Origin of the sequence: Mesorhizobium sp. M8A.F.Ca.ET.057.01.1.1 (assembly GCF_003952565.1) — a bacterium.
In the GTDB taxonomy this organism is placed as follows: domain Bacteria; phylum Pseudomonadota; class Alphaproteobacteria; order Rhizobiales; family Rhizobiaceae; genus Mesorhizobium.
This window is the reverse complement of sequence record NZ_CP034454.1, coordinates 5,084,725-5,102,116: the sequence shown is the minus strand read 5'-3', so window position 1 is coordinate 5,102,116 and position 17,392 is coordinate 5,084,725. Positions and strand designations below refer to the sequence as shown.

General features: G+C 63.7%; 12 protein-coding genes and 1 pseudogene. 6 read left to right on the top strand and 7 right to left on the bottom strand.

What is annotated here, in order from left to right:
- Positions 1–5: 5 nt before the first annotated feature.
- The 3 genes from EJ077_RS24350 to EJ077_RS24340 all read left to right on the top strand — a co-directional run bounded on the left by EJ077_RS24350 (position 6) and on the right by EJ077_RS24340 (position 9,610).
- On the top strand, positions 6–6,494 hold the full coding sequence (locus tag EJ077_RS24350; protein ID WP_416859556.1) for a VCBS domain-containing protein: 6,489 nt from the start codon (positions 6–8) through the stop codon (positions 6,492–6,494).
- A gap of 64 nt (positions 6,495–6,558) precedes the next feature.
- Positions 6,559–8,253, top strand: a complete 1,695-nt coding sequence (locus EJ077_RS24345) for a type I secretion system permease/ATPase (protein WP_208696936.1) — start codon at positions 6,559–6,561, stop codon at positions 8,251–8,253.
- A gap of 19 nt (positions 8,254–8,272) precedes the next feature.
- Positions 8,273–9,610, top strand: coding sequence for an HlyD family type I secretion periplasmic adaptor subunit (locus EJ077_RS24340; protein ID WP_208696934.1), 1,338 nt, complete (start codon positions 8,273–8,275; stop codon positions 9,608–9,610).
- A 164-nt stretch (positions 9,611–9,774) separates the two neighbouring features.
- On the opposite strand, the gene EJ077_RS24335 is transcribed toward EJ077_RS24340, so the two are convergent.
- From EJ077_RS24335 to EJ077_RS24315, 5 genes and pseudogenes are all read right to left on the bottom strand, one after another.
- The gene (locus EJ077_RS24335) at positions 9,775–10,242 is read right to left on the bottom strand and encodes a metallophosphoesterase family protein (protein ID WP_208696932.1); all 468 of its coding nucleotides are present in this window, start codon (positions 10,240–10,242) and stop codon (positions 9,775–9,777) included.
- Between the two features lie 10 nt (positions 10,243–10,252).
- Positions 10,253–11,160: pseudogene (locus tag EJ077_RS24330) on the bottom strand (MBL fold metallo-hydrolase).
- A gap of 9 nt (positions 11,161–11,169) precedes the next feature.
- Positions 11,170–11,349, bottom strand: coding sequence for a hypothetical protein (locus EJ077_RS24325; RefSeq protein ID WP_208696930.1), 180 nt, complete (start codon positions 11,347–11,349; stop codon positions 11,170–11,172).
- Between the two features lie 16 nt (positions 11,350–11,365).
- A complete protein-coding gene (locus EJ077_RS24320) occupies positions 11,366–11,965 on the bottom strand; it encodes an NADPH-dependent F420 reductase (RefSeq protein WP_208696928.1) in 600 nt (199 codons plus the stop codon).
- A gap of 83 nt (positions 11,966–12,048) precedes the next feature.
- Positions 12,049–12,783: an SDR family NAD(P)-dependent oxidoreductase gene (locus EJ077_RS24315; RefSeq protein ID WP_208696926.1), complete on the bottom strand. Its 735-nt coding sequence runs from the start codon at positions 12,781–12,783 to the stop codon at positions 12,049–12,051.
- 277 nt (positions 12,784–13,060) lie between these two features.
- On the opposite strand from EJ077_RS24315, the gene EJ077_RS24310 reads away from it, so the two are divergent.
- Positions 13,061–13,957, top strand: coding sequence for a LysR family transcriptional regulator (locus EJ077_RS24310; RefSeq protein ID WP_208703112.1), 897 nt, complete (start codon positions 13,061–13,063; stop codon positions 13,955–13,957).
- Positions 13,958–14,165: 208 nt separating this feature from the next.
- Here the strand turns inward: EJ077_RS24310 and EJ077_RS32340 are convergent, their stop codons facing one another.
- Positions 14,166–14,474: a substrate-binding domain-containing protein gene (locus EJ077_RS32340; RefSeq protein WP_245458527.1), complete on the bottom strand. Its 309-nt coding sequence runs from the start codon at positions 14,472–14,474 to the stop codon at positions 14,166–14,168.
- Positions 14,474–15,190: a LacI family DNA-binding transcriptional regulator gene (locus EJ077_RS24305; protein WP_245458526.1), complete on the bottom strand. Its 717-nt coding sequence runs from the start codon at positions 15,188–15,190 to the stop codon at positions 14,474–14,476. Before EJ077_RS24305 ends, EJ077_RS32340 begins: the two co-directional genes overlap by 1 nt.
- Positions 15,191–15,382: 192 nt before the next feature.
- Between EJ077_RS24305 and EJ077_RS24300 the strand changes: the two genes are divergently transcribed.
- A complete protein-coding gene (locus EJ077_RS24300; RefSeq protein ID WP_208696924.1) occupies positions 15,383–16,414 on the top strand; it encodes a Gfo/Idh/MocA family protein in 1,032 nt (343 codons plus the stop codon).
- Positions 16,411–17,319, top strand: coding sequence for a sugar phosphate isomerase/epimerase family protein (locus tag EJ077_RS24295; RefSeq protein ID WP_208696921.1), 909 nt, complete (start codon positions 16,411–16,413; stop codon positions 17,317–17,319). Before EJ077_RS24300 ends, EJ077_RS24295 begins: the two co-directional genes overlap by 4 nt.
- Positions 17,320–17,392 lie beyond the last annotated feature (73 nt).

The window sequence follows — 17,392 nt, the reverse complement described above, 5'->3', positions numbered from 1 at the left end:
GCGCGCTGACCATCAACGATGTCGACCAGGGTCAGTCCAACTTCACGGCGCAGGCCAGCTTCGCCGGCACCTATGGCACCTTCACGCTGGATGCATCGGGCAACTGGACCTACAGCGCCGACGACGCCCAGACGGCGATCCAGCAGCTGGGCGCCGGGCAGTCGATCACTGACAGCTTCACCGCCGTCTCCTCCGACGGCACCGCCAGCCAACTGGTCACCGTCACCATCCACGGCACCAACGACGTGCCGGTGATCGGCGGTGTCTCGACCGGCTCGGTGACCGAGGACGTGGCGACCGACGCCAGCAATCACCTGAACACATCCGGCGCGCTGACCATCAACGATGTCGACCAGGGTCAGTCCAACTTCACGGCGCAGGCCAGCTTCGCCGGCACCTATGGCACCTTCACGCTGGATGCATCGGGCAACTGGACCTACAGCGCCGACGACGCCCAGACGGCGATCCAGCAGCTGGGCGCCGGGCAGTCGATCACTGACAGCTTCACCGCCGTCTCCTCCGACGGCACCGCCAGCCAACTGGTCACCGTCACCATCCACGGCACCAACGACGTGCCGGTGATCGGCGGTGTCTCGACCGGCTCGGTGACCGAGGACGTGGCGACCGACGCCAGCAATCACCTGAACACATCCGGCGCGCTGACCATCAACGATGTCGACCAGGGTCAGTCCAACTTCACGGCGCAGGCAAGCTTCGCCGGCACCTATGGCACCTTCACGCTGGATGCATCGGGCAACTGGACCTACAGCGCCGACGACGCCCAGACGGCGATCCAGCAGCTGGGCGCCGGGCAGTCGATCACTGACAGCTTCACCGCCGTCTCCTCCGACGGCACCGCCAGCCAACTGGTCACCGTCACCATCCACGGCACCAACGACGTGCCGGTGATCGGCGGTGTCTCGACCGGCTCGGTGACCGAGGACGTGGCGACCGACGCCAGCAATCACCTGAACACATCCGGCGCGCTGACCATCAACGATGTCGACCAGGGTCAGTCCAACTTCACGGCGCAGGCCAGCTTCGCCGGCACCTATGGCACCTTCACGCTGGATGCATCGGGCAACTGGACCTACAGCGCCGACGACGCCCAGACGGCGATCCAGCAGCTGGGCGCCGGGCAGTCGATCACTGACAGCTTCACCGCCGTCTCCTCCGACGGCACCGCCAGCCAACTGGTCACCGTCACCATCCACGGCACCAACGACGTGCCGGTGATCGGCGGTGTCTCGACCGGCTCGGTGACCGAGGACGTGGCGACCGACGCCAGCAATCACCTGAACACATCCGGCGCGCTGACCATCAACGATGTCGACCAGGGTCAGTCCAACTTCACGGCGCAGGCCAGCTTCGCCGGCACCTATGGCACCTTCACGCTGGATGCATCGGGCAACTGGACCTACAGCGCCGACGACGCCCAGACGGCGATCCAGCAGCTGGGCGCCGGGCAGTCGATCACTGACAGCTTCACCGCCGTCTCCTCCGACGGCACCGCCAGCCAACTGGTCACCGTCACCATCCACGGCACCAACGACGTGCCGGTGATCGGCGGTGTCTCGACCGGCTCGGTGACCGAGGACGTGGCGACCGACGCCAGCAATCACCTGAACACATCCGGCGCGCTGACCATCAACGATGTCGACCAGGGTCAGTCCAACTTCACGGCGCAGGCAAGCTTCGCCGGCACCTATGGCACCTTCACGCTGGATGCATCGGGCAACTGGACCTACAGCGCCGACGACGCCCAGACGGCGATCCAGCAGCTGGGCGCCGGGCAGTCGATCACTGACAGCTTCACCGCCGTCTCCTCCGACGGCACTGCCAGCCAACTGGTCACCGTCACCATCCACGGCACCAACGACGTGCCGGTGATCGGCGGTGTCTCGACCGGCTCGGTGACCGAGGACGTGGCGACCGACGCCAGCAATCACCTGAACACATCCGGCGCGCTGACCATCAACGATGTCGACCAGGGTCAGTCCAACTTCACGGCGCAGGCAAGCTTCGCCGGCACCTATGGCACCTTCACGCTGGACGCCGCCGGCAACTGGACCTACAGCGCCGACGACGCCCAGACGGCGATCCAGCAGCTGGGCGCCGGGCAGTCGATCACTGACAGCTTCACCGCCGTCTCCTCCGACGGCACCGCCAGCCAACTGGTCACCGTCACCATCCACGGCACCAACGACGTGCCGGTGATCGGCGGTGTCTCGACCGGCTCGGTGACCGAGGACGTGGCGACCGACGCCAGCAATCACCTGAACACATCCGGCGCGCTGACCATCAACGATGTCGACCAGGGTCAGTCCAACTTCACGGCGCAGGCAAGCTTCGCCGGCACCTATGGCACCTTCACGCTGGACGCCGCCGGCAACTGGACCTACAGCGCCGACAACGCCCAGACGGCGATCCAGCAGCTGGGCGCCGGGCAGTCGATCACTGACAGCTTCACCGCCGTCTCCTCCGACGGCACCGCCAGCCAACTGGTCACCGTCACCATCCACGGCACCAACGACGTGCCCGTGATCGGCGGTGTCTCGACCGGCTCGGTGACCGAGGACGTGGCGACCGACGCCAGCAACCACCTGAACACATCCGGCGCGCTGACCATCAACGATGTCGACCAGGGTCAGTCCAACTTCACGGCGCAGGCCAGCTTCGCCGGCACCTATGGCACCTTCACGCTGGATGCATCGGGCAACTGGACCTACAGCGCCGACGACGCCCAGACGGCGATCCAGCAGCTGGGCGCCGGGCAGTCGATCACTGACAGCTTCACCGCCGTCTCCTCCGACGGCACCGCCAGCCAACTGGTCACCGTCACCATCCACGGCACCAACGACGTGCCGGTGATCGGCGGTGTCTCGACCGGCTCGGTGACCGAGGACGTGGCGACCGACGCCAGCAACCACCTGAACACATCCGGCGCGCTGACCATCAACGATGTCGACCAGGGTCAGTCCAACTTCACGGCGCAGGCAAGCTTCGCCGGCACCTATGGCACCTTCACGCTGGACGCCGCCGGCAACTGGACCTACAGCGCCGACGACGCCCAGACGGCGATCCAGCAGCTGGGCGCCGGGCAGTCGATCACTGACAGCTTCACCGCCGTCTCCTCCGACGGCACCGCCAGCCAACTGGTCACCGTCACCATCCACGGCACCAACGACGTGCCGGTGGGTGTGAACGACACCAGCGCCAGCCTCGGTGCTGTCGCGGCCACCGAGAAGGGCGGCAGCCTCAACGCGTCCGGCGGCAACAACGGCACCGGCAATGTGCTCACCAACGACACCGATGTCGACAGTGCCGGCCTCACGGTCAGCGGCATTCGCACTGGCGGCGTCGAAGGCGCCGGCACCGCGAGTTCCGTCGGCGCCGGCCTGGTCGGCGCGCATGGCACGCTGACACTCAACAGCAACGGCAGCTACACCTATGTTGTCAACGAGAACGACGCGACGGTGCAGGCGCTCAACACGGGCGGCTCGACCACCGACACCTTCAACTACACCGTCAGCGATGGCAGCCTGACCGACACCGCCGTGCTTACCGTCACCATCAACGGCGCCAACGACGCGCCGGTGGGTGTGAACGACACCAGCGCCAGCCTCGGTGCTGTCGCGGCCACCGAGAAGGGCGGCACCCTTAACGCGTCCGGCGGCAACAACGGCACCGGCAACGTGCTCACCAACGACACCGAGGTCGACAGCGCCGGCCTCACGGTCAGCGGCATTCGCACTGGCGGCGTCGAAGGCGCCGGCACCGCGGGTTCCGTCGGCGCCGGGCTGGTCGGCGCGCATGGCACGCTGACATTCAACAGCAACGGCAGCTACACCTATGTCGTCAACGAGAACGACGCGACGGTGCAGGCGCTCAACACGGGCGGCTCGACCACCGACACCTTCAACTACACCGTCAGCGATGGCAGCCTGACCGACACCGCCGTGCTTACCGTCACCATCAACGGCGCCAACGACGCGGCGGTGCTCTCCTCTGCCTCGGTCAATCTGACCGAAGCCAACACGGCAGCAGCAATCAGCACCTCGGGTACTTTGACCATCTCCGACGTCGACAGCTCGGCGACCTTCGTCGCCCAGGTTGGAACCGCCGGCAGCTATGGCACTTTCGCCATCAATGCAGCCGGTGCCTGGACCTATACGGCAAGCTCGGCGCACGACGAGTTCGTCGCCGGCCAGCACTACACCGAGACCTTCAACGTGGTCAGCGCCGACGGCACTCCGACCACGGTACATATCGACATCCTCGGTACTAGCGACAACGGCGCACCAGTCGCCGTCGCCGATACCAATTGGGTGAAGGAAGACACCAACACAAGCGCAACCGGCAACGTGCTGCAGACACTCGTGCATGCCGGTGCACCGTCAGGAGGGTTCTCAGACCATGCTGACACCGACCCGGATGCCGATACACTTGCCGTCTCGGCGCTCACGGGCGGCACCGACAACGGCACTACATTCACGAGGACCGGAACCTATGGTTCGCTGGTCGTCACCAAGGCGACTGGGGCCTACACTTATACGCTGGCGAATGGCCAAGCCAATGTGCAGGCTCTGGCAGCGGGCCAGACCGTCACGGACAGCTTCACCTATACCGTTTCTGACGGGCATGGCGGAACGGCATCGGCCAACCTTGATGTGACGGTCTTCGGCACGGACGAAGTTACTCCCGGGCTAATTACCTTGGTAGCGGATGGCAAACAGGGGAGTAACGCCGAACCAAGTACCGTCACCATAACGTTTACGACGGCCGTCAATGCGAATTTCGCAAATCTATCAAACGTGATGCATGTATCCGGTCTGCCCAATGTCAGTGTGATCGCTGGGTCAGGAAGCTTCAACGCAGCCCACACTCAGTATACATTCCAAGTGGACAAAGGCGCAGGAAGCAGCAACGGATCGTCCTACACCCTTAATATCGATGCCGGAGCATTCTCGGATACCACCGGTCATACGAATGCAGCCGTCAGCCAGGGCAGCCTCAAGCCCGCTGGCACCTCCGGCGAGCCCATCAACCTCGCCCTCACCGACCCCTCACATGAAGGCGCACTCATCACCGTCACGGTGAAGGACGTTCCCTCAGGCTGGACCATCGACGGCGCGACGCACAACGCCGATGGATCCTGGACGGTGCAGACCAACGACCTGCACGGGCTGACCGTGACCACCCCGGCAGACTGCACCGGTGCCGCGGTGCTCGACGTCCAGATGACCTGGATCAACGCCGACGGCACCTTGGGCAGCGCGTCGATCGCCGACAATGTCGAGGCCTACGCTCCGGGATCGCCGATCTTTGCCTGGTCCGGCGACGACGTGCTGACCGGCTCGCACGGCAACGACCTCTTCGTCTTCTCGCAGCCGATCGGCGCCGACACGGTGCACAATTTCGATGCTGCGGCCGACCAGATCGACCTCATCGGCTACAGTGGATTGGCAGACTTCGCCGACCTCCAGACGCATATCGCCGACGATGCCAACGGCAATGCGGTGATCGCGCTCGGCGACGGACAGTCGATCACGCTGGACGGCGTGCATTCGGGCGCACTGACAGCAAGCAATTTCGTCTTCGATCAGACACCGGTGGTCAACAATTCAGGCACCATGACGATCGGCGACGGCGCGTTGCTGCCGCTCAGCGGCATTATCAACAACAGCGGCCTGATCTCGCTCGACTCGACCGGCAGCGATACGTTGCTTCAGGTCATCCAGCACGGCGTGACCTTGCAGGGAGGCGGGCAGATCCTGCTGTCCGACAGCGCCGCCAACATGATTTCCGGCACAGGGCCGGACGTCACTCTGGTCAACGTCGACAACACGATCTCGGGCGCCGGCCAGCTGGGCGGCGGCATGCTCAGCCTCGACAATAGGGGGACCATCATCGCCTCCGGCTCGAATGCTCTGGTCATCGATACCGGAGGCAGTGTCGTCACCAACTCCGGAACGCTCGAGGCAACGGGTTCGGGCGGCTTGACGGTGGCCGGCGGCCTGGCGAATTCAGGCATGCTCTGGGCCAATGGCGGCGACATCGTAATCCATGGCCAGGTCACCGGCGACGGCGATGCCACGATCGGCAATTTGTCGAAGTTGGAGTTCGGCGGCGCCTCGTCGACGGACGTCACCTTCGGACACGACGCTGCCGGCACGCTGCAACTCGACGATTCCTTCGACTACAGCGGACGGATCGGCGGCATCACCAACGATGACAGACTGGACCTCGGCGATATCCTGTTCGGTGCGGGAACGACGGCCGTCTATCAGGCAAACCAGGATGGCAGCGGAGGAACGCTGACCGTTTCTGACGGCACCTATGGCGCCGCACTGCATCTGGTCGGCAGCTATGATGCGAACGCCTTCAAGCTTGCCGATGATGGCCAGGGTCATACCGTCGTTTCGTACAATCCGGCGGAATTCACGCTGACGGGCATCGGCAGTGGGGCGATTTCGAGCGACTTGGTGGTGTGAGCGAAAAGGGCCGCCGGCTGTGGCGGCTCCCTTGACCTGACGAGTATCGAGTGGGGTTCTGGAAGTGGATAGCAAGTCTCGAATTGTGAAAGATGCGCTTCGGGCATGCCGCCGCTATTTCCTGGTTGCGGCGGCATTCAGCCTGGCGATCAACCTGCTTTACCTCGCCTCCCCACTCTACATGCTGCAGATCTACGACCGGGTTGTCACCAGCGGCAGCGAAACCACGCTGGTGATGTTGACCCTGGTGTTGCTGGCGGCGTTCCTTTCGCTGGCCGGTCTCGACCTTGTCCGCGCCTGGATCCTGACGCGTGCCAGCGCCCGGCTCGACCGGTTGCTCTCGGCAAGGATCCTCGCCGCGTCCGTCGAGGCCCCATCGCCCGGCTCCTCGCCGAGCCAGCCGATCCGCGACTTCGATACGTTCAGGCAGGTCATCACCGGCAGCGGCATCCACGCCCTGTTTGACCTGCCATGGTCGCCCATCTACATCGGCATCATCTTCCTGCTGCATCCTTGGCTCGGCTTCTTCGCATTGGGCTGCTCGCTGCTCTTGATCGGTATGGCCGTGCTCAACGAATATCTCGTGCGCTCGCCGCTGAAGCAGGCCAACGAGTTGGCGACGAACAACTATAACTTCACCGAGATGAGCCTCAGGAACTCGGAAGTCGTTCGCGCCATGGGGATGATCGACGGTCTCATCCGCCGCTGGGGGCGCGACCGCAACCTGGCGCTGCGGCGCCAGGCGGAGGCAAGCGACCGCGCCGCCCTGATGTCGGGCCTTATCCGGTTCCTGCGGCTGACCATGCAATCGCTGATACTCGGTCTCGGCGCCTATTTGGTGATCGAACGGCAGATTACCGGCGGCACCATGTTCGCGGCGAGTCTCCTGCTGGGCAGGGGGTTGCAGCCTGTCGAGCAGATCGTCGGCCTCTGGCGCAGCCTGATCCTGGCGCGGGCGGCTTTGGCAAGGGTCGAGAAACTGGTTGACGGCGGCGCGCGCAACGAAAGGGCGTTCAACCTGCCCAAGCCCAGCGGCACCATCTCCGTCGAACAGGTCAGCTTTGCAATTCTCAGCCAGCAGAAGGTGCTTCTGCGCGACGTGTCGTTTCGGCTGGAGGCAGGCGAGGCTTTGGGAATCGTCGGCCCTTCAGGCGCCGGCAAGTCGACCTTGGCGCGCCACCTTGCCGGCGTCATGCAACCCAGCCGGGGCATGGTCAGGCTGGATGGCGCCGACCTGTCGCAATGGGGGCACGACGCATTAGGCGATCACATCGGCTACCTGCCGCAGGATATCGAACTCTTCTCCGATACCGTCGCCGCCAACATTGGGCGCTTCAAGACCAATGTCGACCAGGAGGTGATCGAGGCCGCGCGGCTCGCCGGCGTACACGAGATGATCATCCGCCTGCCGCAGGGCTACGAGACGCAGATCGGCGAGGGCGGCGCCGTGCTGTCAGGAGGATACCGGCAACGGATTGCTCTTGCCCGGGCGGTGTTTGGAACGCCGAAACTGATCATTCTCGACGAGCCGAGTTCCAATCTCGACGCCGATGGCGACCGCGCGCTGAGCGACTGCGCGATCGAGCTCAAGCGCCGCGGCAGCACGGTTATCATCGTCTCGCACCGTCCCTCGACCTTGGCGAATGTCGACAAGATCCTTCTGTTGCGCGATGGCGCCGTCGAGGCGTTCGGCATGAGAAACGAGATCGTGGCGTTGCTCAACCAGCGCGCGGCTCCAATGGCGGTGGCGACCCAATGAGCCGTGGTCGGAGAGATCGATGAGCGACAGCGCACTCACTTACCACAGTCTGCCCGGCGAGGCCGGCATCCTGGCTCCGGATTCCATCCGGGTGCCGGCCTATATCGGCCTGCTGATCATAATCGCCTTTTTCGGCATTTTCGGCGGCTGGGCAGCCTTTGCCCCTCTGAACGGTGCCGTGCTCGCCGATGCCATGGTCAAGGTGGAAGGCAATCGCAAGAGCGTCCAGCACTTCGACGGCGGCACGGTTAAGGAGATCCGCGTCAAGGATGGCGACGTCGTCAGGAAGGGCGACATAATGCTGAAGCTGGACGACACCAGGATTCGGTCCGAGTTCAATCTCTATGCCCAGCAATATGCGCTGTTGCGCGCAACCGATGCCAGGATCCGTGCCGAACTGGACGGCAGCGAGGCTGTTGCCTTTCCCAAGGACATCCTCAAAGAGCACGAGGACTACCTCAAGGACGCAATGGCAAACCAGATCGCCGACCTGGAAAGCCAACGCGCCTCGATGGCCGGCGCCAAACAGATCCTTCAGCGGCGCATTGCCGAGCTCGAGGAGCAGATACGGGGCAAGCAGTCTCGGGTCGAATCCTACCAGGCCCAGCTCAAATCGACGATCGACGAGAAGGCCAGCCTGTCGAAGCTGCTCAAGGCCGGTTTGACGACCCGCCCACGCATCCTGGAACTGGAAAGGTCGGCCTCGGATTTGCAGGGCTTGATCGACGATAATCTCGGCGCCATCGGCGGCAGCCAACAGAGCAAAGCCGAACTCGAGAGCCAGATCGCACAATTGACCAATGAGCGCCGGACCAAGTTGTCGGCCATGCTGATCGATACGCAATCGAACCTGTCCGACCTCATACCCAAGATGTTCGCCGCCCAGGCTGCCATGGACCGGGCCGAAGTGCGCGCGCCCTATGATGGCCAAGTCATGGATCTCAGCGTTTTCTCGATCGGTGCGATCGTGGCGCCGGGCCAGACCATCCTCGACATCGTGCCGACCGAGAATTCGCTGATCGTCCAGGCACAGGTCCGCGTCGAGGATATATCGAACCTGCATCCCGACATGGCCGCCGAAGTTCGTTTCACATCATACAAGCAGCGTTCGATACCCATAATTCATGGACGCGTCACCCGCATTTCGGCGGATCGCATCACCGACACCAAAACCGGCTTTCCCTATTATCTCGCGGACGTGGCGGTCGATCCGGTGGAATTGGCCGCGGCCCCACAGATCGCGCTTTATCCAGGCATGCCGGCGTCAGTCATGATCGTTACCGAGCAACGCACGGCACTCGACTACATTTTAGGCCCGCTGGTTGTGTCGTTCCACTCAGCGTTTCGCCAGAAATGACGGTTCAGTCCAACGCCGCACGCGGCGAGAACTCCCGACGCGGCGAGACCCCCGCTGACCTGTCGTGGAAAAGGCTTCTTTCCGCGTTGCGGCGCGCCTGGCCGTCAGGTGAAAAATCAGGACACTGTCGGATATGGGCGTGGACGTGTGTAAGCGTGCGCGGTTCAGCCACTTACCAAGCTCCACGTCGAGGGCTGCATGCTGTCCCGAGTGATGTCGACGGTCGCAAGGGTGACAGGCAGTTTAAACCGCCGTGGGCCAGCGCTGCCCGGATTCAAATAGAGCACGCCATCCACTGTCTCCATCCTTGGCACATGCGAGTGACCGGACACGATCAAATCGATGCCCTGGACAACCGGGTCGATCCGCAGCGTCTTGAGATCATGAAGCACGTAGAGTGCTCGCCCGGCGAGGCGGACGAGCTCGGTTTCCGCGTATTCCGCTGCCCACCCACCGGTGTCCACGTTTCCTCTGATCGCAGTGACCGGTGCGATACCGCGAAGCGCTGCGATGATCTCAGGGCGACCGATGTCTCCTCCGTGAATGATGTGTTCGACCCCGGCCAGGCAGCGCAGCGCCTGCGGCCTCAGCAAGCCGTGCGTGTCCGAGATGATGCCAATTCTGAATGTCATAGCTCTGCCATCAGACGGTGAGGGTGGTCAAATCCGTTGCGATAAGGCTGTTCGTAAACGTCCGGACGGCTTCCGCGAGAATTTCTTCGTCGGGATAGCGGCCGGAGATGTGCGTAAGAACGAGTTGCTTTACATCGCTGGTAGCAGCCAGCGATGCTGCCTCCGCGGCTGTCAGATGTCCGTAGTCGCGCGCCATCGTTGCATCTCGTTCCAGGAATGTCGCTTCGATGACAAGCAGGTCGGCGCCGCTCACCTTGTCGGCCAATCCATCAGTGGTTTCGGTGTCGCCTACAATGGCTAGCTTCTTGCCAGCTTCGGGTGGTCCGAGAACTGCTTCGGGAGCAATCGTCCTGCCGTCGGGGAGAGAAATTGAGCGGCCTTTGGCCAAGCCCTTCCGGATCGGACCGTCTGGCACACCGAGAGCTGCCAAGCGGTCCGAACGGAGGTGACGACGCGCCGGGGCCTCGAAGACGAAGCCGTAGCTGTCGGTGTCGCGATGGCGAACTTGAAAGCAGTCGACCGTGAATTCATCCACCTCGAACACGCGTCCGGGACAAGCGGCACGAGTTGCAGCGGGATCGGCGCGCGTCCCTCACCCCAAAGGCCAGCGAGCATGCGGGCGACGACGTCGAGAGTGTCGGCGCTGCCATGAATGGTCACAAGGTCCTCGCTCTGCCGGAGCCGAAGCGTCGAGAACAAGCCCGGAATTCCGAGCACGTGGTCGAAATGCGCGTGTGTGAGGAGCAGGCGATCAAGTCGCCTGAATCCGGCACCGCTGCGCAGAAGCTGACGCTGGGTGCCTTCCCCACAATCGACCAGCACCCGTTGACTGCCGGCTTCAACGAGCAGCGCGGGGTGATTGCGCTCGGCCGAGGGCACGCTGGCAGAGGTCCCGAGGAAGATGAGCCTGAAGGTCATGCGAGCAGTCTACCTCGCGGGCAACGCGACCTCAAAGCGGGCGAAAGAGCGGTCCTGGATAGACTTCGCGTAACCGGCTTGGCGCAACAGTTGTTGGCGAACTTGCCGGCCGAGAACGCCGGTGGGAAGGATGTCGGTCGCGCGCTGCTCGAAGAAATTGGCACGCGACCGGTTCTCAGCATCGATCATACGGATCGTAGATCGATTACTGCTCCTTCTTGAACAAATCCTGGAAGATGAGTTGGCCCCAAATGTGGCCGCGTGCGTGCACCAGCGCGCCACCCTCGTTGAGTTTTCCCAGCTTGACGGGTGCGAACCCGAGTTGTTTGGCCAAGGCCGCCACGGGAGCGATCGCGTCCTCATCGTCGCTTGACAGAAAGACGACCCGGTGCCCGCCCTCGACGATCGGATCGGCAGCCAGCGTGGCCGCAATCAGGTGATTGAAACCTTTCACGAACTTGGCGCCGCTGAACGCCTTCGCGACGAAGGCGGAGGACGGGAGACCGTCCAACTCTTCAGGGACTGGAAACGCGTTCATCGCGTCGATGACCGTCTTGCCTTTCCAGCTCGGCAGGGCCTTCGCAACCTCGCGGTGCTCCCCGAACGGGACCGCCAGGATGATTGTGTCGGCCTCGAGTGCATCCCGTAGCGACTTGGCGAGGACCGTGGGTCCAATTGCCCGAGCTTGCGGCGCCAACGCCTCGGGCGGCCGGCGGCTCGCGACGGTCACATCGATGTTATTACGGGCGAAGGCGTGGGCGAGGGCCTGGCCTATCTTACCGAATCCTATAATCGCATAGCTCATGGTGCTTCTCCGATCCGTGTTGATATTGATTCCCCGGCCTCAACGGCGCTGGGTTATCCGTTTCGCTGCATGGCGACGCGATTTCAGATGGCCGAGAAGCCTCCGTCGACGGACAATTCCAGCCCGTTCACGAAGCTCGAATCGTCTGAAGCAAGAAACAGCGCGGCCGTCGCAATTTCCTCAGGACGCCCCATCTTTCCCCGCGGGATCAGGGATTCGAACATCCGCTTCCCCTCTTCGTCGAGAACTTGGTCCTGCATCGGTGTGGCGATCGGCCCGGGGTGCAGCACGTTCACCCGGATATTCCTGCCCTTCAGCTCGTTGAGCCACCCGCGTGCGAATGCGTGCAACGCCGCCTTGCTCGCCGCATACACGCTGTAACCAGGAAAACCTTTCACCGAAGCAACTGATCCGGTCATGAAGATCGATCCGCCATCGTTGAACAGCGGCAACGCCTTTTGCACTGTGAACAGTGTGCCGCGCGTATTCAGGCCGAAGGTCGTATCGAAATGCTGCTCGGTAATCTCGCCCAGTGGGACGGCTTCGCCCGTGCCGGCGCTCGCATACAGGACGTCGATCTTGCCCTTTTCCCGCTTGACTGTATCGAACAGGCGGTCGAGGTCGTCGAGATTGGCCGCATCGCCGCGCACGCCGGTCACGTTCCGGCCAACCAGCCTGATGGCCTCGTCGAGCGTCTCCTGCCTCCGACCCGTGATGAAAACATAGGCGCCTTCTTCAACGAACCGTTTGGCGGTCGCCAGCGCCATGCCGCTCGATCCACCCGTGATGACTGCAACCTTACCTTCAAGCTTTCCCATGATTTTTCCTTTCTGACTCCAACTTTGGTCGTTCGGGGAGGCCCCCGAGAACCTGAAGATGGGTCCGCTGCAGCCAGGCATTGAGTGCGGAAACGCGCACATCGGTGGTGCAAAATCGATCCGGCTGAATGACTGATGCCAGCCGCAGCGATCGGTGTCTTCCGTTCGGAATTGGGCCGCGCGCTCGTCGACATAGACTATGATGACGGCCGTACTGCTGTACGATGGCATTAGATACGGGCTTTGGAAGGCGCACCGCGCGGTGCCGAATTGCACCATGATCGACTGGGATGACGTTCGCTACTTTCTTGCCGTCGCGCGCGGAGGCTCGGTGCGGGCAGCCGCCGAGGGCCTCGGTGTGTATCACTCGACCGTGCTGCGACGCATCGCACAGCTCGAGGAAGGCCTCGGGGCGCAGATGTTCGAAAAGCTGCCTTCGGGCTACCGCCTGACGGCTGCGGGCGAAGAGGTCCTCGAGCTCGCGAACCAGATGGAAGCGTCGTCGCACCAGCTGGAGACCCGCGTCTTCGGTCGCGACCAGAGTGTGCGCGGGCTTCTTCGGGTGACGCTGGCACCGCCCCTCGCGACTCATCTGCTCATGCCGGACTTCGCCGATTTCGCGCGTCTGCATCCCGACATCGAGATGGAAATCTTGTCGGTCGGCGAGCTGGCAAATCTGACCAACCGAGAGGCCGACGTGGCGATCCGCGTCGTCTACGACCGCAAAACCCTGCCGCTCAATCTTCACGGACTGAAGGGACCGGAGCTGTTCGGCGGCGTCTACATCTCCCGCGATCGACTGGCCGCGTGGCGTGCGGGCGCGCCGGATCCCATCCGGTGGATCGTCATAAGCATTCATGGAATACCAGACTGGGCCAGCGAGGGTGAGGTTCGCACAACGGGAGTTCCGTTCAGGACCACGGACGGCGAGGCGCAGATCGTTGCCGTTCGGCAAGGGCTCGGGATCACGACGCTGCCGTGCTTCGTCGGAGATGCCGACCCCCTACTGGTGAGGGTGCCGGGCACCGACCTGCACATGTACGGAACGCTCTGGCTTCTCACACAGGGGGAGACACGCAAGACGAAGCGCGTGCGGCTCTTCACGGAGTTCGTATCCCGCAGGCTCGCCGCGTACGCTCCGCTTCTCACGGGGCTGTCCAGATCGCGCGACTGACGCCCGGCAGGTCGCCGGCGACGCTTGCCGTAATCCGATCGGAAACCGAGCGCCTGAAGCGGCGTCGTTCAAGTCATTTGGTGACTATCGGCACGTAAATCGCAGTCGCCAGCGCCGCGCAACAGGTGAGCTATCGGCACGATCCGTGCATGCGTTTCCGGGCATGGAGGCGACCCGCGGCCTCGATCTGCACCGGGATCTGGCATGATCAATCGCTATCGCGCGCAATTAGCTCCAGCGGCCAGACCTCGCGCATGATACGCGGACCGTCCGGGCCGGCGAAGGCAGGAAGCGACGCCAGCAGCATTTCGGCGAGCCGCCGTCCCATCGGCTGCAGCGCCGGGCGGAAAGCAGTCAGCGCCGGCGAAAAATAGCGGCAGAGCGGCGTATCGACGATGACGGTCACCGCCATGTCGTGACCCGGCTTGATCCCCATCTCGGCCAGCGCCTTGCATCCCCCAAGCGCCATTGCGTCATTGTTGAAGATGATGGCGGTCGGCGGGTCCTTGCGGCGCATCACCCGCGGGTCACTTCGTAGCCACCGGCCTCGTTGATGAAGCCGTCGGCAATCAGGTGGGGATCGACCGCGATGCCATGCCGGCGCAAGGCCTTGCGGTAGCCGTCGAGGAACAGATAGCCGAAATTCAGATCGAGCGATGGGCGGATGGCAGCGATGCGGCGATGGCCGCGCGCCACCAGCCGGTCGACCGCGTCGGCGCCTGCTTTTTCGAAATCGAGATCGAGCGAGGGGTAGGCCTTATCGCCGGAGCGGCTACGGCCGAGCGTGGCGAAGGGGAAGCCGGCCTGGGTGAGATAGTCGATGCGCTCGTCCTCGCGCCGCGTCCAGGCCAGCACCACCGCGTCGGCACGGCGCGTCTCGACGACACGCCGCAGGCGCTCCTGCTGATAGTCGCCCGGCGCGCCCATCACCACGATCAGATCCAGTCCGCTTTCGGCGAGCCGGCCCTGCAACCCAGTCAGGAACGGAATGAAGAACGGCTCGCCATATTCCTGGTCGCCCGGATGCGGCTGCAGCATGAAGGCGATCGAGTGGGTAGCGCCTTGCCTGAGACTGCGGCCGGACTGGTTCGGCGAATAGTTGAGAGCCCTGGCCGCCTCGAGAACGCGCTGGCGCGTGTCGGCATTGACGTCGGCGCGGCCGTTGAGCGCGCGCGACACCGTGCCAATCGAAATGTTCAGGTGACGGGCAAGGTCGTGAATGCTGGACGCCAAATGACTGTTCTCCCCTTGCTTGGCTAGCACCGGTGGCCGCCCGGGCCAAGGCGCAACGACGATTTTCGCTGGCGGCCGATTGACATTCTACGCCTTCGGGTGTGTTCTCGTAAACGTTTACGGAAAAACGTTTACGGTCATGCCGTGAACGCCGGAACGATCGGCCTGGAGGGCCGAGAGGAGGAGCGCTGGATGATCGACGCCGTTCTTGTCGGCTGCGGAGCGATGAGCAAGGCCTGGCTCGATGCCGCGCGGCAGATCGATGGGCTCGCCATTGTCGGCCTTGTCGACCTCGACGCCGACAGGGCGAAGGCGAGGGTGCGCGAATACGATCTCGGTGGTGCCGTCATCGGCAGTAGTCTCGACGCCGTGCTCGACCAGACTCGACCGCAAGCGGTGTTCGATGTGGTGGTTCCCGCCGCCCGGCGCGACGTTGCGCTTTCCGCTTTTGCTCACCATTGCCATCTGCTGACCGAAAAGCCGCTCGCCGATAGCCCGGAGAATGCCCGCGCCATTGTCGAGGCCGCCGGTCAGGCCGGGCGCATCCATGCCGTGGTCCAAAACCGCCGCTATGTCGCCAATGTCAGGCGGATCCGGAGGTTTCTGGACTCCGGCGCCATCGGTGCCGCGACCAGCATCCACGCCGACTTTTTCGTCGCACCGCATTTCGGCGGTTTTCGCGAAGAGATGGCGCACGTGCTGCTGCTTGACATGGCGATCCACACATTCGACGCCGCCCGCTACATGGTCAATGGCGAGCCGGCCGCGGTCCATTGCCAGGAATGGGAACCGGCCAATTCCTGGTACCGACAGGGGTCATCGGCCAGTGCGGTCTTCGATCTCGGCGGCGGCAAGGTCTTCACCTATGCGGGCAGCTGGTGCGCGGCCGGCTTCCGCACCAGTTGGGAGGGTAGCTGGCGCATCGTCGCCGAGCGCGGCAGCCTGATCTGGGACGGCCATGACGGGTTGAAGGCGGAAGCGGTGGTGCCGGGCCGCGACGGCATGTTCGACAAGATCCAGCCAATCGATGTGCCGGCGCTCGATCCCGCCGATCGCGTCGACGGCCATCTCGGCATCATCAGGGATTTCATGCGCGCCATCGAGGCCGGCACAGAACCGGAAACGCGCGGCGCCGACAACATCAAGAGCCTGGCCATGGTCTTTGGCGCCATCGAAAGCGCCGAAACCGGACGTCGCGTGATGATCGCAAAGGAAGCACAATGATGCCAAACCCGCTTCTCGACATCAGGATCGGCACCATGGTGCGGGCCAACCTCGACGACCCGGCCGCCTACATCAAGGCAATCCTGCCGCTCGGCTTCGAGAGCATTCAACCCTTCTTCTGGCAGACGCTTGGTGGCAAGGAGCTGCCCCGGCTGGCCGGCCAGATCCGCGAGGCGATCGGCGATGCCAATGTCACGGTGTCCTCGATCGGCGTTTTCGGCAATCCGCTGGAGGGCGGCGATGTCGACCGTGGCGTCCTCCAGGCCTGGGAGAAGGTCATCGACAATGCCCATTTGTTCGGCGCTTCGATGGTCTGCGGCTTTACCGGCCGGCTCCGCGGCAAGCCGCTGACAGACAGCCTGCCGCGCTTTCGCGAGGTGTGGGGGCCGCTGGCCAGGCGAGCCGCCGACAAGGGCGTTCGCATCGCCTTCGAGAACTGTGCGATGGACGGCAACTGGGCTGCCGGAGACTGGAACATCGCCCACAATCCGGACGCCTGGGAGCTGATGTTCAACGAGTTGCCTGACGACAATCTCGGCCTCGAATGGGAGCCTTGCCACCAACTCGTCTATCTGATCGATCCGATACCACAGATCCGCAAATGGGCGCCGCGCATCTTCCACGTCCATGGCAAGGACGCGACGGTGCGCTGGGACGTCATTCGCGAGCACGGCGTGTTCGGCCGCCTGCCGTTCGTGCAGATGCGCACGCCGGGCTTCGGCGACAGCGACTGGACGCGGGTGATCAGCGAATTGCGGCTGGCCGGATACAGGGGCGCCATCGACATCGAAGGCTGGCACGACCCGGTCTATCGCGGCGACCTCGAGATCACGGGACAGGCACGCGCCCTGGAGTATCTCAAGCTATGCCGGGGAGGTGCGAGCTACCTGCCAAATCCGGCGTGAGGACCGGTCGGCGGGAGGAGCCGGCTGTAAGTGGTACTGGCAAGGCAATCGTTCGAAAAACCCCTCGGCTGAC